We start from the raw sequence: 26,945 nt of genomic DNA on the forward strand, positions 1-26,945 counted from the left end.
CCGTTCTCAGCTCGCGCCGGCGTCGCAGGCGAGCTGCGCCCATACCGGCGCATGGTCCGAGGGCCGCTGAATGCCGCGCAGTTCGTAGTCGATGCCCGCGTCCGTCACCCGCTCGCAAAGCGCGGGGGTGACCATGATGTAGTCGATGCGCAGCCCGCGCTTGGGATCGCGCTCGAAACCGCGCGAGCGATAGTCGAACCAGCTGAAACGGTCGTCGACCTCGGGGTAGCGCAGGCGGTAGCAATCGCTGAGCCCCCAGTCGACCAGCCGCGCGAGCCATTCGCGCTCCACCGGCTGGAAGCTGGTCTTGCCCTCGCGCAACCAGCGCTTGCGGTTGGCCTCGCCGATGCCGATGTCGATGTCGGCGGGCGAGATGTTGAAATCCCCCATCACCGCGAGACGTTCACTGGGCGTGTGGCGTTCCTGAAGCAGCGTCGTGAGCCGTGCGTAGAAGTCGCGCTTGTTGGGAAACTTGGTAGGGTGGTCAACGTTCTCGCCCTGGGGGAAGTACCCGTTGTAGACCGTCAGCGGCTCGCCATCGTCACACGCCAGGCGCACGCCGATCAGCCGGCGCTGGGCCTCCTCGCCGTCGTCGGGCAGGCCGTAGTACACCGCCTCGGGCGCCTGGCGCGTCAGCAGCGCGACGCCGTAGTGCCCCTTCTGGCCGTGGAAGGCGACGTGGTACCCCAGCGCCTCGACCGCCTCGCGGGGGAATTCGCTGTCCTGTACCTTGGTTTCCTGGAGGCCGATGACATCGGGCGCGTGGGCGTCGACGAGCGCTTCCAGTTGATGCAGGCGGGCACGGATCCCGTTGATATTGAACGACACCAGGCGCATCAGTCGTCACCTCGCTTGTCGCTGTCGGCGGACGAGGTGCCGCCATGGATGTCGAGCTTGGGCGCCTGCTGCTGACGCGCCAGTCGGCGTGCCGCCTGCAGCTTGCGCTGCTGACGCTTCTTCTGGGTATAGCGCGCCGAGGATTTGACCTCGTCGGGGTTGTCGTGGCGCCATTGACGATAGTCCTTGCGGCGCCCGGTGCGAATCGTCACCTTGCTGGCGAGCGAGCGGGTCTTTTTCCTGCGTGTCATGTCGTATCCCGTGTCGTATTGACTTGGCGCCCATTCTACCAGCCGCGTCGTCGAGCGACATCCGTGCCGGGCGCGATGCCCGCGCGAGGCTCGGCAATGACTGATACAATGCCCGCTTCCGCCGTGATCCAGCTCGGCTGAACGACGGCCGTGGCGCGCGCCGGGAGGCGGGTGAGCGCGCTGGATTCATGCATTCCGTACGAATATTGGACAGACATAGAAGCCTATGAGCGAGTCGGACAAAACCTCAGCACCGGCCCAGAACCGCAAACCGAAACGTCGGCGTCGCAAACCGCGCCGCTCGCAATCCCAGTGGGACATCAAGCAGTTTCAGGTGCCGCCGGTCGCGGGGAAGTGGCGTTTCCACGATTTCGACCTGCCCGTGCCGTTGATGCGCGCGATCCATGCCCTAGGGTTCGAGTATTGCACGCCGATCCAGGCCGAGGCCCTGGCCAAGACCCTGCTGGGCGGGGACGTGGTCGGCAAGGCCCAGACCGGCACCGGCAAGACCGCGGCCTTCCTGATCTCGATCCTGGCCTACTTCCTCGAGGAGAAGGCACCCGACGGTCAGAAGCCGGGGGCGCCGCGTGCGCTGATCGTGGCGCCGACCCGGGAGCTGGCGCTGCAGATCGAGAAGGACGCCAAGGCCCTGGCACGCTTCACCTCGCTCAACGTCGCCAGCGTCGTGGGCGGCATGGACTATCAGAAGCAGCGTGACCAGCTGGGCCGCAAGGTCGATGTGCTGGTCGCTACGCCTGGGCGCCTGCTCGACTTCCACGAGAAGCGCGACGTCGACCTGACGCAGACCGAAGTGCTGGTGCTCGACGAAGCGGATCGCATGCTGTCGATGGGCTTCATCCCCGATGTCAAGCGCATCGTGCGGCATACGCCCAAGGCCGAGGAGCGTCAGACCTTCCTGTTCTCGGCGACCTTCAGCCAGGACATCCTCAACCTCGCCAATCAGTGGACGCACGATGCCGCGCATGTCGAGATCGAGGTCAGCCTCGAGAATGCCGCCAACATCGATCAGCGGGTCTATCTGGTGAGCGACAGCGACAAGCAGCGCCTGCTGGTCAATCTGCTCAACCAGGAGAACATGGAGCGCGTGATCGTCTTCGGCAATCGTCGCGACCTGGTGCGCAACCTCGACAGCGAGCTGCGCAAGGCGGGGATCAACGTGGCGATGCTGTCCGGCGACGTGCCGCAGAACACGCGCATCACGACCCTCGACAAGTTCCGCAACGGCGAGGTGGACGTGCTGGTGGCCACGGACGTGGCAGGACGCGGCATCCACATCGACGATGTCAGCCATGTGGTGAACTACACCCTGCCCGAGGATCCCGAGGACTACGTGCACCGCATCGGACGCACGGGACGTGCCGGCGCGGAGGGCGTGTCGATCAGCTTCGTCGGCGAGGAAGACGCCTTCGCCCTGCCGGGGATCGAGTCCTACATCGGCGACAAGCTGCCGTGCCAGCATCCCCCCGACGGGCTGCTTTGACCCTTGGCCGAGACGACGGATAACGGGCTCGACAGCGAGCTCAAGGCGACGATTCAGACGGCCTATCGCCGGGTGCTCGACTCGCTCGAGCTGACCCCGCGGTACGGCCAGCGCCTGATGATCGCCGAGATCGCGCGAACCCTGGGCGGTATCGAGTCGGACGACGCCGGACGGCGGCTGTCCAACGAGCACGTCTGCGTGCTGGAGGCGGGCACCGGTACCGGCAAGACGCTGGCCTACCTGCTCGCCGCGCTGCCCATCGCCCAGGCACGCGGCAAGCGCCTGGTGATCTCCACCGCCACGGTGGCCCTTCAGGAGCAGGTGCTGCATCACGACCTGCCGGCCCTCAAGGCGCACAGCGGCCTCGACTTCGAGTTCGCCCTGGCCAAGGGGCGCGGTCGCTACTTGTGCGTGGCGCGGCTCGATCAGGCCCTCGAAGGTGGCGAAGACAACCCCACGCTGTCGCTCTTCGAGGAGGCGATGTCCTCCGGCGACGGGGACGACTTCCAGGCCCTGGCCCAGGAGATGGCCGACGCCTATTCGGCGGGGCGCTGGGAGGGCGATCGCGACAGCTGGCCCACCGGGATCGACGACGCCGACTGGCGGCGCCTGACGATCGACCATCGCCAGTGCACCAATCGCCGCTGCGGACACTTCGGGGCCTGCGCCTTCTTCCGCGCGCGTCGCGGGCTCGACCAGGCCGACGTGATCGTCGCCAACCATGACCTGGTGCTGGCGGACCTTTCCTTGGGCGGTGGGCTGGTACTGCCGTCGCCCAAGGATTGCATCTACGTCTTCGACGAAGGCCACCACCTGCCCGACAAGGCGCTGGATCACTTCTACCACCGGCTGCCGGTCAACGGCACGCTGCGCTGGCTGCGGACACTGAAGAAGTCGCTGGCCGAGCTCAATACGGCCCTCGGCGTGCAGCCGACCCTGGCGCGCCTGCTGGCGACCCTGCCGGAGGCGATCGCGGCGCTGGAGCCGCGCCTGGGCGAGGCCTTCGCCATGGGGCATCGCCTCGCCGAGCGCGAAGAGGGGCTGCCCGACGATGCCACCGATGCCGTGCACCACCGTTTCCCGATGGGGCGCGTGCCGGAGGCCCTGAGCGAGCAGGCCCAGTCGATGGTGACGGCATTCGCCGAGCTGTCGCGCACGCTCGAAAGCATGGCGGATATCCTGCGCGAGAGCCTCGACCCCGAAAAGGCCACCGGGCTGCCGCGCGAGCAGGCCGAATCCTGGCTGCCGCTGGTGGCGCTGCTGCACGGGCGCGCGCTGGAGGCGCATGCCTTGTGGCAGGCCATGGCGACGCCGGACCCGGCCGAGGGCATTCCCCAGGCACGCTGGCTGACCTTCGAGCGTATCGCCGGCGATGCGGAACTGACGTTTTCGGCCAGTCCGGTGTCGGCCGCCGAGACCCTGGCGCGCCACTTGTGGGGCACCTGTCACGGGGCCGTGGTGACCTCGGCGACGCTGACCGCGCTCAATCGTTTCGAGCGCCTGCAGGAGCGGGCCGGGCTCGCCAACCGGTATCGCTATCAGCGCTTGCCGAGTCCCTTCGACTATTCCCGCGCCGTGCTCAGCGTACCGCCGGAGGCCGTCGATCCCAGCAACCGCGAGGCTCACGAGCGTGCGCTGATCGACTTCACCAAGGCACTGGACGAACGCGAAGCCGTGCTCATGCTGTTTTCGTCACGCAAGCAGCTGCGTGCGGTGCTGGAGGCGTTGCCGGAGACGGTGCGCGAGCGGGTCGTCGCTCAGAATCACCTGCCCAAGCGTGAATTGCTGCAGCGCCACCGCGCACGGGTCGACGCCGGGGAGGGCAGTATCATCTTCGGGCTGGCCAGCTTCGCCGAGGGCATCGACTTGCCGGGCGAGTATCTCACCCACGTGGTGATCACCCGCCTGCCGTTCTCGGTGCCCGACGATCCGGTGGGAGCGACCCTGGCGGAGTGGATCGAGAGCCGCGGCGGCAACCCCTTCATGCGGATCTCGGTGCCGGATGCGTCGATACGCCTGGTTCAGGCCTGCGGACGGCTGATCCGCAAGGAGGCCGATCAGGGGCGCATCACGCTGCTCGACCGGCGCGTTCTGACACGTCGGTACGGGCGGGCGCTGCTCGATTCGCTGCCGCCGTTTCGCCGCGAGATCGACGGTCAGGCGCAGTAGGCGCGCCGCCCGCGTCACCGGAAAGGCGGTCGCGGGCGGCGGTAGGGCGGGCGATCAGGCGCCGCGCTGGCGCTGACCGAGTACCGGCTTGAGCTTCTCGTCCATGCTGCGCATGGCCGTTTCGGTGGTCGGCCAGTCGATGCAGGCATCGGTGATCGAGACCCCGTATTGCAGCTGCGAGCGGTCCTCGGGAATCTTCTGGTTGCCCCAGCCGATATGCGATTCGACCATCAGGCCCATGATCGAGGTGTTGCCCTCGAGGATCTGATTGGCGATGTTGTCCATCACCAGCGGCTGCAGGGACGGGTCCTTGTTGGAGTTGGCGTGCGAGCAGTCGACCATGATGTTGGGGGTGACGCCGGCCGCACGCAGCTCGTTCTCGGCCAGCGTGACGCTGACGCTGTCGTAGTTGGGCTTGCCGTTGCCGCCGCGCAGGACGATGTGCCCGTAGGCGTTGCCGCGCGTGCGGATCACCGCGACCTGGCCACCCTGATCGATGCCCAGGAAATTGTGCGGGTGGGCCACCGACTTGAGGGCGTTGACCGCGACATCGAGACTGCCGTCGGTGCCGTTCTTGAAGCCCACCGGCGACGAGAGACCGGAGGCCATTTCACGGTGCGTCTGGGACTCGGTGGTGCGGGCGCCGATGGCCGACCAGCTGATGCAATCCTGCAGATACTGGGGCGAGATGGGGTCGAGCGCCTCGGTGGCCAGCGGCAGCCCCATTTCGGCGAGTTCCACCAGCAGGCGCCGGGCGGTGCGCAGCCCCTCCTGGATGTCGAAGGTATCGTCGAGGTGAGGGTCGTTGATCAGTCCCTTCCAGCCGACGGTGGTACGCGGCTTCTCGAAATACACGCGCATCACGACGTACAGGCTGTCGCTGACCTCGTCGGCCAGCTTGCGCAGACGCCGCGCGTAGTCGCGCGCGGCTTCCACGTCGTGGATCGAGCACGGGCCGATGACCACGACCAGGCGCGGGTCGTCGCCATCGAGAATGCGCTGCAGGGTCCGACGACCCTCGAGTACCGTGCGCTCGGCTTCCTCGGAAAGAGGGATTTCCCGCTTGAGAGCTTCGGGAGTGACCAGCACGTCCTGCGCGAGGACGTTGATATTGTTGACCTGCTGTTCTGACATTCCGCTACCTGTAGATATGTGTCGCCAAGGGCATCGGTTTCGCTTGCGAAGAAGCGCTACTATCGCTTGTCGGCGCCGGGAAAATCAATGTCGCAGCCGAACTTATCGCCGAGCGAGCGGTCAATGCCCGGATGCCTTGCGCGCATCCGCCGTCGTGTCGCCTTGATGGGACGGGCAGAAACAGGAACACTAGACGCATCACAAGCAAGCGGATCGGCCACATGACCCCAGGTCTTCGCCCCATTCGATTCATTGTCTCGATCATTCAGTGCCCCGCGGGCTCGACTGGAACATGATGACCACACAGCAGATGCAAATTTCATGCGGTGCCGCCGAAGCGGGCGGCCCGCGCCATGGTGCCTCCAGCATTGAGGGGGAGTGAATGGGCACAAGGGAAACCGATCACCAGCTCGTTGAGCGTGCCCAGAAGGGAGACACCCGCGCTTTCGACCTCCTGGTCAAGAAATATCAGCACAAGATCATCGGACTGATCGGCCGCTATGTGCACGATCCCGCCGAAGTGCAGGACGTGGCGCAGGAGGCTTTCATCAAAGCATATCGTGCGCTCGGCAAGTTTCGCTCTGAAAGCGCCTTTTACACCTGGATGTACCGTATCGCGATCAACACCGCCAAGAACCATCTCGTCTCGCGCGGTCGCCGACCGCCGGGCAGCGACATGGACATCGTCGATGCCGAGGTGCTCGATCACAGCGGTCGCCTGTCCGATATCGATACCCCCGAGGCGGCGCTGCAGCGCGACCAGCTCGAGGCAGTGGTGTTCGAGGTGATCGAGAACCTGCCGGAAGACCTGCGCACCGCGATCACGCTGCGGGAGATGGACGGTCTCGCCTACGAGGACATCGCCAACATCATGCAGTGTCCGGTCGGCACGGTACGCTCGCGCATCTTTCGCGCGCGCGAAGCGGTGGACAAGGCCATCGCCCCGTTGTTGAGCACGTCGAACAAGGCGGACGCCGCCGTCGAGTGATGAAAAATGCAATCCATGCCATCGCGAGTGAACTGTTCGGCGACTTTGACGTCTCAACGGGGTATCAGTGGAATGAGTGGGCGCTACGACGCCATGTGAGCAGGACGCTCGCTCGGGTTTCAGAACCGGTTTCAGGAGCTGTGTTGCCACATGCGAGCTGCTACGCAGCGCCCAATGGACGATGGGCATTCGTCTTGTCGAATGTGAGGGTGTAGGTATGAATCAGAACGTGCGAGAGTCTTTTTCCGCGCTGATGGATAACGAAGGCGATGACCTGGAAATACGGCGTGCCTTGAAGGCGCTGCAGGGCTCGCCCGAGGAAGCCGATACATGGCGGCGTTACCATCTGGCGCGCAGCATGATGCAGCGCGATCGCGATGTGGATGTCACGACCGATCTCTCCGCCGGCATCATGGCGCGGCTGGCCGACGAGCCCGCGCCGCAGGAAGCGCCGGCGCCATCCACATCGCGCCGCGCCGCGCCGTTTTCCTTCGCCGGTAGTGCCGCCGTCGCGGCGGCGGTATCCCTGATGGTCATCACCGGCGTTCAGGTCTACAACGCCAACGCTCCGGGCGATGGCGAAGGCGCGGAGTTCGCCAGCAGCGACGCGGTCCCGGGCCAGGGCGGCGCCGATGCGCAGCGCGCCTCGCTGACCAGCGCTCCCTCGGGCGGCGCCATGGTGACGCCGGCCGGCATGGGGGGCGACGCCTCGGGGTTCCTGGCCTCTTCGGCAGGCAGCGGGCCGGTCTTTCCGAGCCTGGCACCGTCAGCGCCGGGCGGCCTCATGGAGGCGGGCATGGACTCGCCGCTGTTCGCCGATCCCGATCACCAGTCCCAGCGCAGCGGCTATCAGTTCCAGCGTAGCGACTACGAGCAGGTGCTCATGTTGCAGGCGTATCTGAATCAGCATGCCGACCAGTTCGCTGGCGATGGCGCGGGCGATGCGTGGATGTCCAGCCACAGCGTGTCGGGTGGCCCGGAAGCGTCCGAGAGGGCGAGCCAGCGCTGATGCGCCGGACGGCAAGGACACACGAATGACCCATGGGGCGCGCCGCGGATTGCCGGGTGCGCCCTTTTATCGTTCGGGCCGGGGCGTGCGTGTCATGGAGCGGTGCCACGCCTCGGCCGGACCGGAGATGCGCTCGACGCGACACGGGCGAATGGCAGTGTTCAGTGAACTCGTGTTGCGTTAGCGTATCAATGGAGTGTCGGCCGCGTCACGGATGTCGCGGTCGGCCATGGTAGGTCGGCGAGACCCGCCGGCCATTGTCAATGCGACTCCTCGTTTGGTTAACGAGTCCACGCTTTGTATCAGGAGTCTTTGATGAAATATATCGCCCGTCATACCACGCTCTGGTGTCTTGCCCTGCTGACGCTTTTCACCGCTCAGCTCGCTCAGGCACGCGACCTGCCGGACTTCACCCAGCTGGTGAAGGATGCCGCCCCCGGGGTCGTCAACATCTCCACCACCAGTACCGTCGAATCCCGGGGCATGGCCGGATCGCCGTTCGGCAGTCAGGACGTGCCCGACATCTTCCGGCACTTCTTCGGCGATCAGATGCCGCCGATGATACCCGGGGCGCCGGGCTACGGCGGCAGTGAAGAGCGCCACTCCCTCGGCTCCGGTTTCGTCATCAGCCGCGACGGCTACATCATGACCAACGCCCACGTGGTCGACGGTGCCGACGAGATCGTGGTGCGCCTCAACGACCGTCGCGAGCTCGAGGCCACGCTCGTGGGGGCCGACAAGAAAACCGACGTCGCCGTGCTCAAGGTCGATGCCGACGACTTGCCGGTACTCGAGATGGGAGACTCCGACGCTCTGGAAGTCGGTGAATGGGTCGCCGCCATCGGCTCGCCCTTCGGCTTCGATCATTCGGTGACCTCGGGCATCGTCAGCGCCATCGACCGTACGCTGCCCAGCGACGCCTATGTGCCGTTCATCCAGACCGACGTGGCGATCAACCCCGGCAATTCCGGCGGTCCGCTGTTCAACCTCGATGGCGAGGTCGTGGGTATCAACTCGCAGATCTATACCCGCAGTGGCGGCTTCATGGGGGTGTCCTTCGCCATTCCCATCAACGTGGCGATGGATATCGCCGATCAGTTGAAGGACTCCGGGCATGTCAATCGCGGCTGGCTCGGCGTGGTGATTCAGCCGGTATCCCGTGACCTGGCGGAATCCTTCGGGCTCGACGGTCCGCGCGGCGCGCTGATTTCCGATGTCACCGACGACAGCCCGGCAAGCCGTGCGGGACTCGAGGCGGGCGACGTGGTGCTGTCCGTCAACGACGATCGCGTCGAGGATTCCAGCTCGTTGCCGCGTCTGGTGGGGCGTGTCGCGCCGGGCGAGGACATCACGCTGACGGTGATGCGCGATGGCGAACGCCGCGATCTCGACGTGACCGTGGGCAGCTGGCCCGACGAGGGCAAGGCCGTGACGGGGACGTCGAAGAAGGACGACAGCCAGGTGCGGCTCGGCATCGCCATCAGCGATCTGGATGAACCGATGCGCCGGCAACTGGACGTCGACAGCGGCGTGCTGGTGCGCCAGGTCGACCCGCGTGGTGCGGCCGCCGCCGCCGGCCTGTCACGCGGCGATGTCATCGTCAGCTTCAACGGCCAGGACATCGAGGATACCGATGCCCTGATGGAGGCGGTGAAGGACGCGCCCACCGATCGTGCCGTGCCCGTGCGCATCGTGCGCGACGGCCAATCGTTGTTCGTGGCGCTGCGCCTGGAGACCGAAAAGCAGGAGTGACGCCCGCGGCAATGCTCACCACCTGAGGACGAGGCCCCGCCGAAGCGGGGCCTCGTCGTGTCCGGCAACGCGTCGATCGCACGCGCTTGCTGTCCATGTCAGGTGCATGCCGGTACAATGCCTTTCATTCGAATGCCCGTCGGTCCGCGTACGCTTGCCTCGCGGTATGCTTGGCCGGATCGTGTTTCTGACTCAGGTAGGACTTGATGAGCCGCGACGAAAAGAACGCAACGCTTCCTCACATTCGCAACTTCTCCATCATTGCCCATATCGACCACGGCAAATCGACGCTCTCCGACCGCATCATCCAGATCTGCGGTGGCCTGACCGAGCGCGAGCTGAAAGAGCAGGTGCTCGATTCGATGGACCTCGAGCGTGAGCGGGGCATCACCATCAAGGCGCAGTCGGTCACGCTGGATTACAAGGCCGAGGACGGTCAGGTCTACCAGCTCAACTTCATCGACACGCCCGGCCACGTGGACTTTTCCTACGAGGTCTCGCGCTCGCTTTACGCCTGCGAGGGCGCGCTGCTGGTGGTCGATGCCGGCCAGGGCGTCGAGGCCCAGTCGGTGGCCAACTGCTACACGGCCGTGGAGCAGGGGCTCGAGGTCCTGCCCGTGCTCAACAAGATGGACCTGCCCCAGGCGGATCCCGATCGTGTCGCCCACGAGGTCGAGGAAATCATCGGTATCGATGCCTCCGATGCCTGCCGGGTCTCGGCGAAGAGCGGCCTGGGCATGGAGGCGTTGCTGGAGCGCCTGGTGCGCGACGTGCCACCGCCCAAGGGAGATCCCGAGGCACCGCTGCAGGCCTTGATCGTCGACTCCTGGTTCGACAATTACCTGGGCGTGATTTCCCTGGTGCGTCTGTTCGACGGGACGATCAAGAAGGGCGACAAGATCCGCATGAAGTCCACCGAGCGCGCCTGGGAAGTGGGCGAGGTCGGTATCTTCACGCCCAAGCGCAAGGAGACCGGCATCCTACGGGCCGGCGAAGTCGGCTTCGTGGTGGCGGGCATCAAGGACATCCATGGCGCGCCGGTGGGGGACACCATCGTGCACGCCAAGGGCGGCGAGGACGTCGCGCGCCTGCCGGGCTTCCAGAAGGTCAAGCCGCAGGTCTACGCGGGCATGTTCCCGGTCAGTTCCGACGACTACGAGGATTTCCGCGACGCCCTGGAGAAGCTGGCGCTCAACGACGCCTCCCTGGACTACGAGCCGGAAAACTCCGATGCCCTGGGCTTCGGCTTCCGCGTCGGGTTCCTCGGCACGCTGCACATGGAGATCGTCCAGGAACGGCTCGAGCGCGAGTACAACCTGGACCTGCTGACCACCGCGCCGACGGTCATCTACGAACTGGCCATGAAGGATGGCGAGACGCGTTACGTCTCCAACCCCTCCAAGTTGCCGGACATGGCCGATATCGAAGAGATGCGCGAGCCCGTCGTGCGGGCCAGCATCCTCGTGCCGCAGGATTTCGTCGGCAACGTCATTTCCGAATGCGAGCAGCGTCGCGGCACGCAGCTCGACATGCTGTTCCTGGGCAGCCAGATCCAGCTCACCTACGAACTGCCCATGAGTGAAGTGGTCATGGACTTCTTCGACCGCCTGAAGTCCATTTCCCGGGGATACGCCTCGCTCGAGTACAACTTCGAGCGTTTCGAGGCCGCCAAGCTGGTACGTCTCGACGTGCTGATCAACGGCGACCGGGTCGATGCGCTGGCCACCATCGTGCACCGCGATCACGCGCACCCGCGCGGTCGTGCCCTGGTGGAGAAGATGAAAGAGCTGATTCCGCGTCAGATGTTCGATGTGGCGATCCAGGCGACGCTGGGGGGACAGGTCGTGGCGCGTTCCACGGTCAAGGCACTGCGCAAGAACGTCACCGCCAAGTGCTACGGCGGCGACGTCACGCGCAAGCGGAAATTGCTCGAAAAACAGAAAGCAGGCAAAAAGCGCATGAAGCAAGTCGGCAAGGTGGAGATTCCCCAGGATGCCTTCCTCGCCGTCCTCAAGATGAATGACTAGGAATCGTAGCCATGGATTTTTCGTTGTTGCTGGTGCTGGCCGTGGCCATCACCGGCATTGTCTGGCTGTTGGATATCGTATGGTGGCGGCGTGCGCGTCGCGCCCGGCTGGCCACGGCCGAGTCGCAGGTCGACGGTGAGCTGGATGCCGCGACGCGCGGCAAGCTGGCCAAGGAACCCTGGCCGGTGGATTATGCGCGCTCTTTCTTTCCGGTGCTGTTGATCGTGCTGGTGCTGCGCAGCTTCGTGGTCGAGCCGTTTCAGATTCCTTCCGGCTCGATGCGTCCCACGCTCAAGGTCGGTGACTTCATCCTGGTCAACAAGTTCACCTACGGGCTGCGGTTGCCGGTAATCAACACGGAAATCCTCGACCTCGGCGAGCCGGAACGCGGCGACATCATGGTGTTCCGTTTTCCGGACGACCCTTCGGTCAACTTCATCAAGCGCGTGGTCGGCCTGCCGGGCGATCGCATTCGCTACGAAGACAAGCAGCTTTACGTCAACGGCCAGCCAGTCGCCAAGTCGGTGACCGACGACGACGCCGATGACGCGCCCGGCGAGCGGCAATTCGAGGAACGCCTGGGGGATGTCGCCCATGCCATCTACAACAATCCGCAGGACCCCGGCCCGCAGATGCGCGAGGTCGTGGTGCCGGACGGGCAGTACTTCATGATGGGCGACAACCGCGACCATTCCAACGACAGCCGCTACTGGGGCTTCGTGCCGGAAGAGAACATCGTGGGCGAGGCCTTTGCCGTGTGGATGCACTGGGATGGCGGTTTGCCGAGTTTCTCCAGTGTCAGGCTCCTCGAATGACCCGGACTCTCGAATGACTCATACTGACGTTCGCATGACCCATACTAGGGGAGAGCGACGCTCTCCGACGCGTTATCAAGAACAGATGAAAAAGGCAGTTCCGTGAGTAGCCCTTTGCAAGCCCTCAGTCGACGGATCGGTTACCAGTTTCGCGATACCTCGCGACTGGAATTGGCGCTGACCCACCGTAGCTACGGGGGCAAGAACAATGAGCGTCTGGAGTTTCTAGGTGACTCGATCGTCAATTTCGTGATCGGCGAGGCGTTGTTTCAACGCTTTCCCCAGGCCCGCGAGGGTCAGTTGTCGCGCCTGCGCGCGCGCCTGGTCAAGGGACAGACCCTGGCCGAGCTGGCGCGCGAGTTCGAACTGGGCGAGTGCCTGCGCCTGGGGTCCGGCGAGATGAAGAGCGGCGGATACCGCCGCGATTCCATCCTCGCCGATGGCGTGGAAGCGCTGATCGGCGCCATCTATCTCGATGCCGGGATGGACGTCGCCAAGGCCCGTGTCCTCTCCTGGTATGCCACCCGCCTGGAGGCGATCGACCTGCAGGACAACCAGAAGGATCCCAAGACGCGCCTGCAGGAATTCCTGCAGTCGCGCCAGGCGGCGCTGCCCCGTTACGAGGTCGTGTCGGTCGAGGGCGAGGCGCACGCGCAAGTCTTTACCATCGAGTGTCACGTCGAGATGCTCGAGGATCATACGCTGGGTGTCGGCTCCAGCCGCCGTCACGCCGAGCAGCAGGCCGCCGAAAAGGCGCTTGAAACTCTCGAACCTTCCCGGGGCAAGCACGCATGACGCAACACTGTGGTTTCGTGGCCATCGTCGGTCGCCCCAACGTCGGGAAATCGACGTTGATGAACCGGATACTCGGTCAGAAAATCTCCATCACCTCGCGGCGGCCGCAGACCACGCGTCACCAGGTGATGGGCATCAAGACCGAGGGGGAGACCCAGTTCATCTACGTCGATACGCCGGGGATGCACATCCAGACCCGCGATCGCAACAAGGCGATCAACCGCTTCATGAACCAGGCGGCCACGCATGCCCTGCGCGATATCGACTGCGTGATCTTCATCGTCGACCGCACCAAGTGGACCGCGGAAGACGATGTGGTGCTGGAAAAGCTCGGCCAGGTCCCCGCGCCGGTGATCCTGGCCGTCAACAAGGTCGATTGGCTCGAGGACAAGAGCAGCCTGCTGCCGTGGCTGGACAGCATCAGCCGCAAGCGCGAGTTCGCCGCCGTGGTGCCCATCTCGGCCAAGCACGGCACCAACGTGCCGGAGCTCGAGGCCGAGATCGCCCAGCGCCTGCCGGAGAGCGTGCACTATTTCCCGGAAGACCAGATCACCGACAAGAGCCAGCGCTTCCTGGCCGCCGAGCTGGTGCGCGAGAAGGTCATGCGCCAGCTCGGTGACGAGCTGCCGTACCAGATGACCGTCGAGATCGAGGAATTCAAGGACGACGGCAAGACGCTGCACATCAGCGCGCTGATCATGGTCGAGCGGCCGGGCCAGAAGAAGATCCTGATCGGGGAGCGCGGCGAGCGCATCAAGAGCATCGGACGCGAGGCCCGCCTGGAGATGGAGCGCGCCTTCGACGCCAAGGTCATGCTCAACCTGTGGGTGAAGGTCAAGCGTGGCTGGTCCGACGACGACCGTGCCCTGAAGAGCCTCGGCTACGATCTCGACTGATTGCGCCCACCACGGCGCGGAGATGCCGCGATGACGCCCGAACCGGCCTTTTTGCTGCACAAGCGTGCCTACCGCGAGACCAGTGCCATCGTCGAGTTGCTGACCCTCGGCCAGGGACGCGTGCGTGCCGTGGCACAGGGCGTGCAGCGCGGCGGCAGCAAGGCGCGCGGTATCCTGCAGCCGTTCTCGCCGTTGCATGTCACCTGGAGCGGCAACGGCGACCTCAAGCGCCTGCGCCTGCTCGAAAGCCAGGGGAGTGCGGCCCTGCTGGCCGGCGAGGGCCTGCTCTGCGGCGTCTATGCCAACGAACTCCTGGCGCGTACGCTGCCGCTGGAATACCCGGCGGGCGAGGTGTTCTCGCTGTACGCGCTGACCCTCGAGGCACTGCCATCCCCGGCCAAGCGTGCCGGTGCGTTGAGACGCCTGGAAATCACCCTGCTCGAGACCCTGGATGCCGCCCCGCGCTTCGTCGACGAGCAGGAGGCGCCGCTGGATGCCTTCACCCATTACCGCTACCATCCCGACCAGCGCTGTTTCCGCGCGGTGCCCGCCGGCAATGGCGGTATCGACGGGCGAAGCCTCAAGTGGCTGGCGCGGGGCGACTGGGAAGAACCCGGCCTGGCGGGCGTTGCCAAGCAGGTCACCCGGGCGGCCCTGGCGCCGTTGCTGGGCGAGCGTCCGCTGCGCTCGCGGGAGTTGATGCGTCGGCTGGCCGAGCGTCGACGCGCTCACTAGGCTCTGCTCCAGACCTGAACCTCACACCTCCACCGTTCCACCCTTCATTGCCGAGGAATCCGTCATGCATCCGCCACGTATCCTGTTGGGCGTCAACATCGACCACATCGCCACGCTGCGTCAGGCACGCGGCACGCGTTACCCCGATCCCGTGCAGGCGGCCATGCTGGCCGAGGAGGCCGGTGCCGACGGCATCACGCTGCATCTGCGCGAGGACCGCCGCCACATCCAGGAGCGCGACGTGCGCGTGCTCGCCGAGACGCTGGCGACGCGCATGAACCTGGAAATGGCGGTCACCGAGGAAATGATCGCCTTCGCCGAGACGCTGCGTCCCGCCAACGTCTGCCTGGTGCCGGAGAAGCGCGAGGAACTGACCACCGAGGGCGGGCTCGATGTCGTCGGGGCCTGCGAGCGCGTGGGCGACGCCTGCCGGCGTCTGGCCGCGGCGGGCTGCGAGGTATCGCTGTTCATCGACCCGGAACCCGCACAGATCCAGGCCGCGTACGAGCTGGGAGCGCCGACCGTCGAGCTGCATACCGGGGCGTATGCCGAGGCCAGCGGCGATGCCCAGCGCGTCGAGTACCAGCGCCTGGTGGCGGCCGCGGAAATGGCCTTCGAACTGGGACTGACGGTCAATGCCGGGCACGGCCTGCATTACCACAACGTCGAGGCGATTGCCGCGATTCCCGGCATCCACGAGCTGAACATCGGGCACGCCATCATCGCCCGGGCGCTATTCGTGGGCCTCAAGGAAGCCGTCGCCGAGATGAAGCGTCTCGCCATCGCCGGTCAGGAAGCCGGTGTCATGGCCCAGCTGGATGCCCACGAGCACGAACACGACCATGACCACGACGAGGCCGGCGGCTGCTGCGGCTGAACCTCAGGGCGTCGACCAGTGTCGCGCCTGCCATTCGCGCAGGCGCTCGATCGCGGCCTGGAGCGCCGGGTAGAGTTCCCGACAGCCGTCCAGCCCCTGAGCCTTGAAGCGTGTTTCCAGGGTCTCCGCCAGGAGGGCCAGCTGCGGCACGCCACAGTAGCGGCAGGCGCCATTGAGCCGGTGGACGTGCTCGTGAAAGGCCTCCGCATCCTGCGCGATCCACGCTTCGTGGATCGCGCGTTCGCTGTCGTCCAGATGCTCGAACAGCAGGCCCAGCATGTCGTTGGCCAGGTTCTCCCGGCCGCCCGCCATGCGAATTCCCAGCTGCATGTCGACCACCGGTAGCTCCTCGCTGGCGGTCTCGTCCTCCGTGACGGACGTCGCCGGCTCGTGGGGAGCCGACTCGGAGGACGTCGTGGGGGCGGGTGTCGCCGCGCCGGTGACCACGTCAGAGGCGATGCCGGCAGGCGCCTCCGCTGTGTCCTGGCCGGAAGCGTCGGCCAGGTGACGCTCGAGCATGGCATCGAGCGCAGGTTCGCGAATCGGCTTGATCAGACAGTCGCTCATGCCGTCGCGCAACAGCTGCTGGCGTTCTTCCTCCAGGGCATGCGCGGTCAGTGCCACGATGGGGCAGCGCTGCCACTCGTCGCCCAGGTCGCGCAGTGCCCGCATGGTCTCCACGCCATTCATCCCCGGCATTTGAATATCCATCAGCACCAGGGCCACGGGCTCGCTCTGCGCCATGGCCAGGGCTTCCTCGCCGCTGCCGGCCAGCAACGGCGTCAGGCCGCGGTCCTGCAACAGCTCCTTGACCAGCAGGCGGTTGGACGGCGTGTCGTCGACCACCAGCACCTTGCGCGGCGAGACGCCGGCGTTCGGGGCAGGCAGGGCGCTGGGGACATCGTCCGCCAGCAGCAGGGCGCTCAGCGCGTTGCCCAGGCTGCGCCGCGAGACCGGCTTGGTGGTGATCTCACCGCCGTGGGGCAAGGCCAGATCGGGGATCTCGAATGGATCGGCGTTGACCAGCAGCAGGCCGGGGCATTTGCAGTGATCGAGAACGTCACGCCAGGCACTGATCTCGCGCGGACGCAGGTCGTCCTGGGTCAACCCCAGCACCAGCAGGTCGAGATCCGGCGTCGAACTCGAACACGCCTCGCGGGAGCTCAGGAGCACGACCCGGGCGTGCCAGCGTTCGAGCAGGTGGGTCAGGGCATGGCGGCTGGCGGGATGGGCCTCGAACAGCCCGATGCGATAGCCGCTCAGGTTCACCTCGGGGAGGCGCTCGCGCTGCTGGGTGGCGATCAACGTCAGGGTGAAGGTGAAGGTCGTGCCTTCACCGCTTTCGCTTTCGACGTCGATATCGCCGCCCATCTGTTCGACCAGGCGCTTGCTGATCATCAGCCCGAGGCCGGTGCCGCCGTACTTGCGCGAGCGGCTGGCATCGCCCTGGCTGAAGGCCTGAAAGAGTCGCTCGCGGCTCGGCAGGTCGAGCCCGATGCCGGTGTCGCGCACGCTGATGCGCAGCTTGGAACTGGTGGCATTGAGGTCGTCGAGCATGACGCGCACCACGACCTCGCCGCGCTCGGTGAACTTGACGGCGTTGTTGACCAGATTGGTGAGTATCTGCTTGATGCGCAGGGGATCGCCCAGCAATTGATCGGGCACGTCGTCGTAGACCAGTCCGAGCAGATGCAGGCTCTTGCGTTGCGCGGTGGGGGCCTGGAGCCCCAGCACTTCATCGACCAGCGTCACCATGTCCACCGGCACGGTTTCCAGCTCGAGCTTGCCCGCCTCGATCTTGGAGAAATCCAGCACATCGCTGATCAGCGACAGCAGATTGTCCGACGCCGTCTGCACCTGTTCGAGCCATTCCCGCTGGCGGCTGTCCAGGGCGCTGCGGCCGAGCAGCTGGCAGAAGCCGATGATGCCGTTGAGCGGCGTGCGGATTTCATGGCTGATGTTGGCCAGGAACTGGGACTTGATGCGGTTGGCTTCCAGGGCGCGCCGGTGCGCCATGTCAAGCTCGATGTTCTTGACTTCGATGGTTTCCATCGACTCGCGCAGGTCGAAGGTGGTCTGGTCGATCTGCGCCTGGGTATCCTCGCGCAGGCGCATCATCTGCTCGCCCAGGGCGTTGAGCTGGTGGCCCAGCGTGACCAGCTCGCGCGAGCCGCGCGGAGTCAGGCGCGCGCTGAAATCGCCGCCGTGGAGACGCTCGAGCAACGTGATGTGCCGTTGCAGCGGCGCCGTGAGCCGGCGGCTCAGGGGATAGGCGATCAGAAACAGCACCAGGCCGAGCACCAGGCCGGCCATGCCGTGGCTGGCCAGTTGCCGGTAGAACGTCAGCGTCAGCGCCGTGGTGCCCAGGTCGACGTCGAGCCAATACGCGGTGCCGGCGTTTCCTCGTATCTCCGCCGGGGACCCCAGCGGCTGGAGCCAGCGCCAGCGCGTCTCGGCTTCCTGCAGCGCACTCCGGTCGGGCATGGGCAGCGCGGGGGCGGGCTGGGTTTCCCCCAGGCTGAGCACGGCGTCGCCGTCGGCATCGCGCACGCTGACGGCAGCGACCTCATCGATGTCCAGCAGACGCTGGGCGAGCCGCCGCAGGTGGTCGTCCCGTCCCTCTTCCAGGGCCAGCGAGACGGCGGGTGCCAGGGTCGCGGTGACATCGGCGATGCGTGTCACCAGCGCCTGGCGTACCTGCTGGCGCTCCATGTAGATATCGTAGGCGCCGTAGATCAGCCCCACGCTCAGGGGCAGGCCCAGCAGCAACAGCAATAAGCGCAGTCGTAGCGACATTCCGACGTTCCCTTCGTTTTCCCCGCCGGCAGTATGCCACACTCGCCGGGTTCGCCTGTCGCCGACGGGCCGTCCCGGATATAATCAGGGGCATCGAACACCCGACGGATGAGTGCCGAAACGCCGTGTGCCGGTCACGCGAGACGTAACGGCGTTCGTCGTGCCAGTAAAGGATGAACCCATGCAATTCCCCACTCTCGCGGATGCGGTCGGTCACACGCCGCTGGTGCGTTTGACGCGGCTTCAGGCAGGGCGCAACAACACGCTACTGGCCAAGCTGGAAGGCAACAACCCGGCCGGTTCGGTCAAGGATCGACCGGCCCTGTCGATGCTCGGCGAGGCCGAGGCGCGTGGCGAGATCCGCCCTGGCGATACCCTGATCGAAGCGACCTCGGGCAACACCGGGATCGCGCTGGCCATGGCGGCGGCGGTCAAGGGCTACCGCATGGTGCTGATCATGCCGGAAAGCGCCTCCAGCGAGCGCAAGCAGGCCATGGCGGCTTACGGCGCGCAGTTGATTGAGGTGACCAAGGAGGCGGGCATGGAAGGCGCCCGCGACCTGGCCGACGAGATGATCGCGCGCGGCGAGGGGAAACCGCTCAACCAGTTCGCCAATCCGGACAACCCGTTGTCGCACTATCGCACCACCGGCCCGGAAATCTGGGAACAGACCGGCGGCCGGATAACGCATTTCGTCAGCTCGATGGGCACCACCGGCACCATCATGGGCACGTCGCGCTACCTCAAGGAGCAGCGTGCCGACATTCAGATCGTCGGCCTGCAGCCTGCCGACGGTGCGAGCATCGCCGGCATCCGCCGCTGGCCGCGCGAATACCTGCCGAGCATCTTCGATGCCTCGCGGGTCGATGTCACGCTGGATATCGGCCAGCAGGAAGCCGAGGAGCACATGCGCCTGCTCGCCCGCAAGGAGGGCATCCTGGCGGGCGTCTCCTCCGGCGGCGCGCTGGCGGGGGCGCTGCGGATCGCCGAGCAGGTGGAAAACGCGGTGATCGTGTTCATCGTCTGCGACCGTGGCGACCGTTACCTGTCCACCGGCCTGTTCGCCCCGGAGCGCTGAGATGGCGATGCTGGGCAAACGGCGTCCACCGCGCACCGCCAACGAACGCGTGCGTCGGGAGCGCGGGTCGGCAACACGGCGCGACGACGCGACTGCCGACGGCCTGTCCATCGAGCGTCTGGCGCACGATGGACGCGGCGTGGCGCGCGATCCGCACGGCAAGACGGTCTTCGTGGACCAGGCCCTGCCCGGCGAACGGGTACGGGTCGCCGTGCATCGTCAACGCAAGCGCTTCGACGAGGCGCACGTCGTCGAGCGCCTGGCGACGTCCCCCGAGCGGGCGACACCGCCTTGTGCGTATTACGGGCGCTGCGGCGGCTGCGATCTGCAGCATCTCGATCTCGAGGCGCAGCGCGAGCACAAGCGCCGTACGCTGGACGAGCTGTTCACCCGCCAGGGACTGACCCTGCCCGAGATAGAGGTGCTGGCCGGCGAAGGGCTGGCATACCGGCGCCGGGCGCGCCTGGGCGTCAAATGCGATGCCGAAGGTACGCCGCACCTGGGGTTTCGCGCCCGGGGCAGCGAGCACTTGATCGATATCGACAGCTGCGTGGTGCTCGAGCCCGTGCTGTCACGGCTGATCGCGCCGCTGCGTGCATGCCTGGTGCAACTGGAAGCGCCCCGGCGCGTGGGTCACATCGAGCTGATCGCCACCGCCGAGGGTGCTTGCGTGGTGGTGCGTCAGCTCCGCGAGGTGCCCGGCGACGAAGCCCGCTGGCGCCGGTTCGCCGCCGAGCACGATGTCACCCTGGCCTGGCGGGTGGGACGCGAGGCGCCGACGCTACGCTGGCTGCACGCGCCGCGCGGCGAGGCCCTGCATGTCACCCTGGTACTGGACGACACCACACTGTCGCTCGGCTGCGTGCCGGGCGATTTCCTGCAGATCAACGCCGACGTCAATGCCCGCCTGGTGCGCACGGCCCTGGCCTGGCTCGCGCCACGCGGGGAAGAGCGCGTCCTCGATCTGTTCGCCGGCGTGGGCAACTTCACGCTCGCGCTGGCGCCCCGCGTCGCGTCGATCACCGGCATCGAGGGCAGCCCCGCGATGGTCGAGCGTCTCGCCGACAATGCACGTCGCGCCGGGCTGCACCAGGTCGGTGCACAACAATCCGATCTGGCCACCCAGGTACCGGAGGTCGCGGCGGTCGACTGGGTGATCATGGACCCGCCGCGCGGCGGGGCGGAGGCCCTGTGCCGCGCGCTCGCCGACAGTCCGGTGACGACGCTGCTCTACGTCTCCTGCGATCCCGCGGCGCTGGCACGCGATGCGGCACGCCTTGTGCAAGGCGGCTACCGTATCCAGCGCGCCGCGCTGGCCGATATGTTTCCACACACCGCGCATTTGGAATCGATGCTGCTACTGACCCGCGACACGCCGCGCGGTCGGTCCACATCCGTAGAAAGGGAAGATCATGGTCAAGGTCCGTGAAGACCAGCCGTTGACGCAGGCCGGCGAGGTCGATATCGCATTGTGGCTCAAGCGCCTCCAGGACGATGTCGCGCTGCGCGATGTCGAGGAGTTGCGCGAGGCCTGCGAGCTGGCCCGGCACCTGGCGTACAACGCGGAAAAGCCTCACCACAACTGGGCGGAGCCGGCCTCGAGCTTTCGCACCGGCCTGGAAATGGCCGATATCCTGGGCGAGCTCAAGCTCGATCAGGCGATTCTCGAGGCGGCCGTGCTGTATCGTGTGGTGCGCGAGGGACTGATCACGCTGGAAGCCATCGAGAAGCGCTTCGGCGCCGAGGTGGCCTCGCTGATCGACGGCGTCCTGCACATGGCAGCGATCAGCCAGCTGCAGGCGCCTCGCCAGGGCCTGTCGCAGCACAACCAGCAGGAAAACCTGCGCAAGATGCTGGTGGCCATGGTCGACGACGTGCGCGTGGCCCTGATCAAGATCGCCGAGCGTACCTGCGCCTTGCGCATGGTGCGCGACGCCCCGCGCGAAAAGCGCCTGCGCGTGGCCCGCGAGGTCTTCGACATCTACGCGCCGCTGGCCCACCGCCTGGGCATCGGGCAGCTCAAGTGGGAACTCGAGGACCTGTCGTTCCGCTATCTGCAGGAGGACGACTACAAGACCATCGCCAAGCAGCTGGCCGAGAAGCGCCTCGACCGCGACCGCTACATTCACGACGTGGTGGAGACCCTCAAGGGGCTCCTCGACCAGCAGGGCATCGCTCCGTACGACGTAGACGGACGCGCCAAGCACATCTATTCGATCTGGCGCAAGATGCAGCGCAAGCATATCGACTTCTCCCAGGTGTACGACGTGCGCGCGGTGCGCATCCTGGTGCCGGAAGTCGCCGATTGCTATACCGCGCTGGGCATCGTGCATTCGCGCTGGCATCACGTACCGCACGAGTTCGACGACTACATCGCCAATCCCAAGCGCAACGGCTATCAGTCGCTGCATACCGCGGTGATCGGCCCGGAGAACAAGGTGCTGGAGATCCAGATCCGCACCTTCTCCATGCACGAGGAGGCCGAGCTCGGGGTATGCGCCCACTGGCGCTACAAGGGTCACGACGTCGACTCCAAGAGCCGCAGCTACGAAGAAAAGATCGCCTGGCTGCGTCAGGTGCTGGAATGGCAGGAAGAGGTCGGCGAGCTGGGCGATCTGCGCGAAGGGCTCTCCAGCGACGTGGCGCCGGACCGCATCTACGTCTTCACGCCGGACGGTCACGTCATCGACATGCCCAAGGTCGCCACGCCCATCGACTTCGCCTACCGCGTGCACACCGAGATCGGGCACCGCTGCCGCGGCGCCAAGGTCGACGGGCGTATCGTGCCGCTGACCTATCAGCTCGAGACGGGTCAGCAGGTCGAGATCCTGACCGCCACCAAGGGCGGGCCGAGTCGCGACTGGCTCAACCCCAACCTGGGCTACGTCAAGACCTCGCGGGCGCGGGCCAAGATCCAGTCATGGTTCAAGTACCAGGCGCGCAGCCAGAACCTCGAGGAAGGGCGCACCTTGTTCGAGAAGGCGTTCCGGCGCCTGGACATCGAGGGCGTGGATTTCGACGCCCTGGCGCAGGCCGTCAATTACCAGACGGTCGACGACATGTACGCCGCCATCGGCGCCGGCGACCTGCGTATCGGTCAGGTGCTGCATCAGGCGCAGCAGCTCTTCGGCGACACCGACGACCAGGAGCAGCTCGACCGCCTGCTGGCCAAGCCGCGGCGGACCACGAAGGAGGCGGTGGACGACATCACCGTGCTCGGCGTCGGCAATCTCAAGACCTCGATGGCCAACTGCTGCCATCCGGTGCCCGGCGATCAGATCGTCGGCTACATCACCCAGGGGCGCGGCGTCACCATTCACCGCCAGGATTGCCCCAACATCCTGCAGTTGCGCGCCGAGGAGCCGCGTCGCATCGTCGACGTGGAGTGGGGCAACGCCAGCGCCCAGTACCCGGTGGACATCGAGATCGAGGCCTGGGATCGCTCGGGGCTGTTGCGCGACGTCACGCACATCCTCACGGGCGATCGCATCAACGTGCTGTCGGTCAACACGCTCACCGACAAGCACGACAACCTGGCGCGCATGAAGATCACCCTGGAAGTCGAGGGACTCGAGGCGCTGGAGCGTATCTTTTCGCGGATTCAGCAACTGCCCAACGTCATCGACGTCAAGCGGCTGCGCAGCGGAGGAGGCAAGCAGGCATGAGCGACGCGCGAACGCGTTACGATCTCGACGATCTGTTGACCCTGATGGCGGTCCTGCGCGACCCGGCCCAGGGGTGCCCGTGGGACGTCAAGCAAGACTGGCAGAGCATCGTCCCGCATACCCTGGAAGAGGCCTATGAAGTGGCCGATGCCATCGAACGGCGTGCCTTCGACGAACTGCCCGGCGAGCTGGGGGACCTGCTCTTTCAGGTGGTGTATTACAGCCAGTTCGCGCGCGAGGAGCAGCGCTTCGATTTCCATGACGTCGTCGACACGGTGACCGCCAAGATGGTCGCCCGGCATCCGCATGTGTTCCCCGAGGGGACGCTGGCCTCGCGGCGTCCCGCCGGCGTGCCGGCCGAGGAAGTGGAAACGACGGACGTCAAGACGCGCTGGGAAGCCCTCAAGGCCCGCGAACGCGAAACCCGCGAGGCGGTGTCGGTGCTCGACGATGTCCCCGCGTCCCTGCCGGCGCTGTCTCGCGGTACCAAGCTGTCCAAGCGCGCTGCCCGGGTCGGCTTCGACTGGCCCGACGACCAGGGCGTGTTCGCCAAGGTGCGCGAGGAACTCGCCGAGGTCGAGGAGGCGGTGCGTGACGGCGATGCCGCGCACGTGCGCGAGGAAATCGGCGATTTGCTGTTCGCCGTGACCAACCTGGCCAGGCGTTTCGATATCGACCCCGAGCAGGCGTTGCGGCACGCCAACCTCAAGTTCGAGCGGCGCTTTCGCCATGTCGAGCAGGCCCTGTCGGCCAGGGCGGGCGGCCTCGAGGCGGCGAGCCTCGACGAGATGGAACGCCACTGGCAAGCCGCCAAGGAAAGCGAAACCAGCAACGCCTGAGCGTGGCATGCGTTGTGGGCATCGCCGAGCCCGAGTAACGTAGTCAGGACAACGGCTTTTCAAAACAACCACGCTTCAAAACAACGACTTGCCATCGTCGCCATCACGGAGGGCATCATGAGTCACGACTTGCATGAATCGCTGCGCGACAACGTCCGCATCCTCGGCGATAGCCTGGGGCGCACCATCGCCGACGACCTGGGCGATGGTTTCGTCGACAAGATCGAGACCATTCGTGGCCTGGCCAAGCGCGGACGCCAGGACGACAGCGAAAGCCGCCGTGAACTGATCGAATACCTCCGCGCGCTGCCGGAGAAGGACCTGTTGCCGGTGACGCGCGCCTTCAACCAGTTCCTCAACTTCTCCAACATCGCCGAGCAGCATTACCGGGCCCGCTTCCGCCGCGTCGAGGACTACAAGCCCGGCACCCAGCCCGACCTGGGCGAGCTGCTCGAGCGCATCCGCGGCGCCGGTCACGCCCCGCGCAAGCTGGTCGAGACGCTGGCCGCCATGCGCGTGGAGCTGGTGCTCACCGCGCATCCCACCGAGGTCATCCGGCGTACCCTGATCCGCAAGTACGATGCCATCGACGAATGCCTGACCACCATGGAAGGCGCCACCGAGCGCGAGGAGATCGCCGCACGTGCCCGAGGGCGGCTCGAGGAATTGATCAGCCAGGCCTGGCACACCGACGAGATTCGTCACGAGCGCCCGACCCCGGTGGACGAGGCCAAGTGGGGCTTCGCGGTGATCGAGAACTCGCTGTGGCAGGCGGTACCCGACTTCCACCGCGAACTCGACGATCTGCTGCTGGCCTCCGCCGGGGAGCGCTTGCCGCTGGACGCCGCGCCGCTGCGGTTCGCGTCGTGGATGGGCGGCGACCGCGACGGCAATCCCAACGTCACCGCGCGGGTCACCGAGGAAGTCCTGCTGCTGGGACGCTGGATGGCCGCGGATCTCTACGCCCGCGACCTGCTACGTCTCAAGTCCGAGCTTTCCATGTGGAAGGCCAACGGTGCCCTGCGCGCCGAGGTGGGCAGCGACCCCGAGCCTTACCGGGCATTGCTCAAGCGGCTGCTGGCCAGGGTCGAGGCCACGCGCGACTGGGCCAAGGCCCGCCTCGACGGGCGGCCCTTCGACAGCAACGTAGCGATCATCGAAACCCGCGACCAGCTGTATGCGCCGTTGCTGTCCTGCTATCGCTCGCTGTGCGACGTGGGCCTGGACACCATCGCCAACGGGGCCTTGCTGGACACCCTGCGGCGCGTGGCGGTCTTCGGCGTGTCGTTGACCAAGCTCGACATCCGCCAGGAAGCCGGGCGCCATGCCCAGGTCTTCGACGAACTCAGCGACTGCCTCGGACTGGGGCACTATCGCGACTGGGACGAGGCCCAGCGCCAGGATTTCCTGCTCGAGGAGCTGGAGTCGCCGCGTCCGCTGATTCCCCGGCGCTGGGACTGCTCGGCGGAAACCCGCGAGGTGATCGACACCTTCCGGGTCATCGCCCGCGAGCACCGCGAAGCGCTGGGCACCTACGTGATCTCCATGGCGGGGCAACCGTCCGACGTGCTGGCGGTGGCGCTGTTGATGAAGGAAGTCGGCGGCGACCTGCAGCTGCCCATCGCGCCGCTGTTCGAGACCCTCGACGACCTCAACCGTGCCGGTGACGTCATCGAGCGCCTGCTGTCGCTGCCCGGTTACCGCCGCATGGCCGGCGACGGTCAGGAAGTCATGATCGGCTACTCGGACTCCGCCAAGGACGCCGGCCAGCTGGCTGCCGCCTGGGCCCAGTACCGCGCCCAGGAACAGTTGGTGGGCATCTGCCGCCAGCACGACGTGGCGCTGACGCTGTTCCACGGGCGCGGCGGCACGGTGGGGCGTGGCGGCGGCCCGGCGCATGCCGCCATCCTCTCGCAGCCGCCTGGCTCGGTGAACGGCAGCCTGCGGGTCACCGAGCAGGGCGAGATGATTCGCTTCAAGTTCGGCCAGCCGGACATCGCCCTGCGCTCGATGGAAATCTATGCCTGCGCGGTGCTCGAAGCCACGCTGCTGCCGCCGCCCGACCCCGAACCGGTCTGGCGCGAGGAAATGGATCGCCTGTCCGACATCGCCCATCGCGCCTATGTCGGCGTGGTGCGCGAGGACCCCGATTTCGTGCCCTATTTCCGCTCGGTGACGCCGGAAAGCGCGCTCGGCCGCCTGCCGCTGGGGTCGCGACCGGCGAAGCGCCGCCAGGAGGGCGGGGTGGAATCGCTGCGCGCCATTCCCTGGATCTTCGCCTGGACCCAGACCCGGCTGATGCTGCCGGCCTGGCTGGGCAGCGGCGAGGCGTTCGCCACCCGTCTCGACGAGCCCGGCGGGCGCGAGCGCCTGCGCGACATGCGCGCACGCTGGCCGTTCTTCGGCACCTATCTGGACATGCTCGAGATGCTGCTGGCCAAGGCCGACCCGGACATCGCCGCCTATTACGAACGACGCCTGGTCGACGAGCCGGCGCTGCAGGCGCTGGGCAAGTCGCTCCGCGAGCGTCTGTCGCGGCTGGAAACCGTGCTGCTGGATATCCTCGATCAGGACACGCTGCTCGAGCATACGCCGCTGATTCGTCAGGCCATCGAGGTGCGCAATCCCTATATCGACCCCTTGCACGGGCTGCAGGCGGAACTGCTGCAGCGTAACCGCGACGCCGATGGCGCGATCAGCCCCGAGCTGTCGCGGGCGTTGATGGTGACGATGGCGGGGATCGCGGCGGGGCTTCGCAACACCGGCTAGGCCCTGACGGCG

General features: G+C 66.3%; 20 protein-coding genes. 16 read left to right on the forward strand and 4 right to left on the reverse strand.

Features of this window, described 5'->3' with window-relative positions; genetic code table 11:
- Positions 1 to 6: 6 nt before the first annotated feature.
- Complete coding sequence (gene xthA, locus CSAL_RS08255; RefSeq protein ID WP_011506920.1) at positions 7 to 837, reverse strand: exodeoxyribonuclease III; 831 nt, start codon at positions 835 to 837, stop codon at positions 7 to 9.
- On the reverse strand, positions 837 to 1,088 hold the full coding sequence (locus CSAL_RS08260) for a hypothetical protein (RefSeq protein WP_011506921.1): 252 nt from the start codon (positions 1,086 to 1,088) through the stop codon (positions 837 to 839). The genes xthA and CSAL_RS08260 overlap by 1 nt, the downstream gene beginning before the upstream one ends.
- 226 nt (positions 1,089 to 1,314) lie before the next feature.
- Between CSAL_RS08260 and CSAL_RS08265 the strand changes: the two genes are divergently transcribed.
- Positions 1,315 to 2,589: a DEAD/DEAH box helicase gene (locus CSAL_RS08265; RefSeq protein WP_011506922.1), complete on the forward strand. Its 1,275-nt coding sequence runs from the start codon at positions 1,315 to 1,317 to the stop codon at positions 2,587 to 2,589.
- A 3-nt stretch (positions 2,590 to 2,592) separates the two neighbouring features.
- A complete protein-coding gene (gene dinG / locus CSAL_RS08270) occupies positions 2,593 to 4,758 on the forward strand; it encodes an ATP-dependent DNA helicase DinG (RefSeq protein WP_011506923.1) in 2,166 nt (721 codons plus the stop codon).
- Positions 4,759 to 4,812: 54 nt separating this feature from the next.
- Here dinG and CSAL_RS08275 read toward each other — a convergent pair whose 3' ends face one another.
- Positions 4,813 to 5,892 (reverse strand): 3-deoxy-7-phosphoheptulonate synthase, encoded by a 1,080-nt coding sequence (locus CSAL_RS08275; RefSeq protein ID WP_011506924.1) that lies wholly within the window; start codon positions 5,890 to 5,892, stop codon positions 4,813 to 4,815.
- 382 nt (positions 5,893 to 6,274) lie between these two features.
- On the opposite strand from CSAL_RS08275, the gene rpoE reads away from it, so the two are divergent.
- From rpoE to pdxJ, 9 genes are all read left to right on the forward strand, one after another.
- Positions 6,275 to 6,880, forward strand: coding sequence for an RNA polymerase sigma factor RpoE (rpoE, locus tag CSAL_RS08280; protein WP_011506925.1), 606 nt, complete (start codon positions 6,275 to 6,277; stop codon positions 6,878 to 6,880).
- A 217-nt stretch (positions 6,881 to 7,097) separates the two neighbouring features.
- Positions 7,098 to 7,889 (forward strand): sigma-E factor negative regulatory protein, encoded by a 792-nt coding sequence (locus tag CSAL_RS08285; protein ID WP_011506926.1) that lies wholly within the window; start codon positions 7,098 to 7,100, stop codon positions 7,887 to 7,889.
- Between the two features lie 315 nt (positions 7,890 to 8,204).
- Positions 8,205 to 9,641 carry a DegQ family serine endoprotease gene (locus tag CSAL_RS08290; protein ID WP_011506927.1) on the forward strand — a complete coding sequence of 479 codons (1,437 nt, stop codon included), beginning with the start codon at positions 8,205 to 8,207 and terminating at the stop codon, positions 9,639 to 9,641.
- 206 nt (positions 9,642 to 9,847) lie between these two features.
- Positions 9,848 to 11,668, forward strand: coding sequence for a translation elongation factor 4 (gene lepA / locus CSAL_RS08295; protein ID WP_011506928.1), 1,821 nt, complete (start codon positions 9,848 to 9,850; stop codon positions 11,666 to 11,668).
- Positions 11,669 to 11,679: 11 nt separating this feature from the next.
- Positions 11,680 to 12,483: a signal peptidase I gene (gene lepB / locus CSAL_RS08300; RefSeq protein ID WP_011506929.1), complete on the forward strand. Its 804-nt coding sequence runs from the start codon at positions 11,680 to 11,682 to the stop codon at positions 12,481 to 12,483.
- Between the two features lie 102 nt (positions 12,484 to 12,585).
- Positions 12,586 to 13,278, forward strand: a complete 693-nt coding sequence (gene rnc, locus CSAL_RS08305) for a ribonuclease III (protein ID WP_035412536.1) — start codon at positions 12,586 to 12,588, stop codon at positions 13,276 to 13,278.
- On the forward strand, positions 13,275 to 14,174 hold the full coding sequence (gene era, locus CSAL_RS08310; RefSeq protein WP_011506931.1) for a GTPase Era: 900 nt from the start codon (positions 13,275 to 13,277) through the stop codon (positions 14,172 to 14,174). The genes rnc and era overlap by 4 nt, the downstream gene beginning before the upstream one ends.
- Before the next feature lie 30 nt (positions 14,175 to 14,204).
- A complete protein-coding gene (gene recO / locus CSAL_RS08315) occupies positions 14,205 to 14,909 on the forward strand; it encodes a DNA repair protein RecO (RefSeq protein WP_011506932.1) in 705 nt (234 codons plus the stop codon).
- A 64-nt stretch (positions 14,910 to 14,973) separates the two neighbouring features.
- Positions 14,974 to 15,786 carry a pyridoxine 5'-phosphate synthase gene (gene pdxJ / locus CSAL_RS08320; protein ID WP_011506933.1) on the forward strand — a complete coding sequence of 271 codons (813 nt, stop codon included), beginning with the start codon at positions 14,974 to 14,976 and terminating at the stop codon, positions 15,784 to 15,786.
- 3 nt (positions 15,787 to 15,789) lie between these two features.
- On the opposite strand, the gene CSAL_RS08325 is transcribed toward pdxJ, so the two are convergent.
- A complete protein-coding gene (locus CSAL_RS08325) occupies positions 15,790 to 18,582 on the reverse strand; it encodes an ATP-binding protein (protein WP_011506934.1) in 2,793 nt (930 codons plus the stop codon).
- 181 nt (positions 18,583 to 18,763) lie between these two features.
- On the opposite strand from CSAL_RS08325, the gene cysM reads away from it, so the two are divergent.
- The 5 genes from cysM to ppc all read left to right on the forward strand — a co-directional run bounded on the left by cysM (position 18,764) and on the right by ppc (position 26,933).
- Positions 18,764 to 19,660, forward strand: coding sequence for a cysteine synthase CysM (gene cysM, locus CSAL_RS08330; RefSeq protein ID WP_011506935.1), 897 nt, complete (start codon positions 18,764 to 18,766; stop codon positions 19,658 to 19,660).
- A 1-nt stretch (position 19,661) separates the two neighbouring features.
- A complete protein-coding gene (locus tag CSAL_RS08335) occupies positions 19,662 to 21,089 on the forward strand; it encodes a methyltransferase domain-containing protein (protein ID WP_011506936.1) in 1,428 nt (475 codons plus the stop codon).
- Positions 21,073 to 23,325 (forward strand): GTP diphosphokinase, encoded by a 2,253-nt coding sequence (gene relA / locus CSAL_RS08340; RefSeq protein ID WP_011506937.1) that lies wholly within the window; start codon positions 21,073 to 21,075, stop codon positions 23,323 to 23,325. The genes CSAL_RS08335 and relA overlap by 17 nt, the downstream gene beginning before the upstream one ends.
- Positions 23,322 to 24,164: a nucleoside triphosphate pyrophosphohydrolase gene (mazG, locus tag CSAL_RS08345; RefSeq protein WP_011506938.1), complete on the forward strand. Its 843-nt coding sequence runs from the start codon at positions 23,322 to 23,324 to the stop codon at positions 24,162 to 24,164. The genes relA and mazG overlap by 4 nt, the downstream gene beginning before the upstream one ends.
- Positions 24,165 to 24,281: 117 nt before the next feature.
- Entirely contained in the window at positions 24,282 to 26,933 is a 2,652-nt protein-coding gene (gene ppc, locus CSAL_RS08350) for a phosphoenolpyruvate carboxylase (protein WP_011506939.1), read from the forward strand.
- The last annotated feature ends 12 nt before the right edge of the window (positions 26,934 to 26,945 follow it).

The sequence above is a fragment of the Chromohalobacter israelensis DSM 3043 genome, assembly GCF_000055785.1.
GTDB classification, from domain to species: domain Bacteria; phylum Pseudomonadota; class Gammaproteobacteria; order Pseudomonadales; family Halomonadaceae; genus Chromohalobacter; species Chromohalobacter israelensis.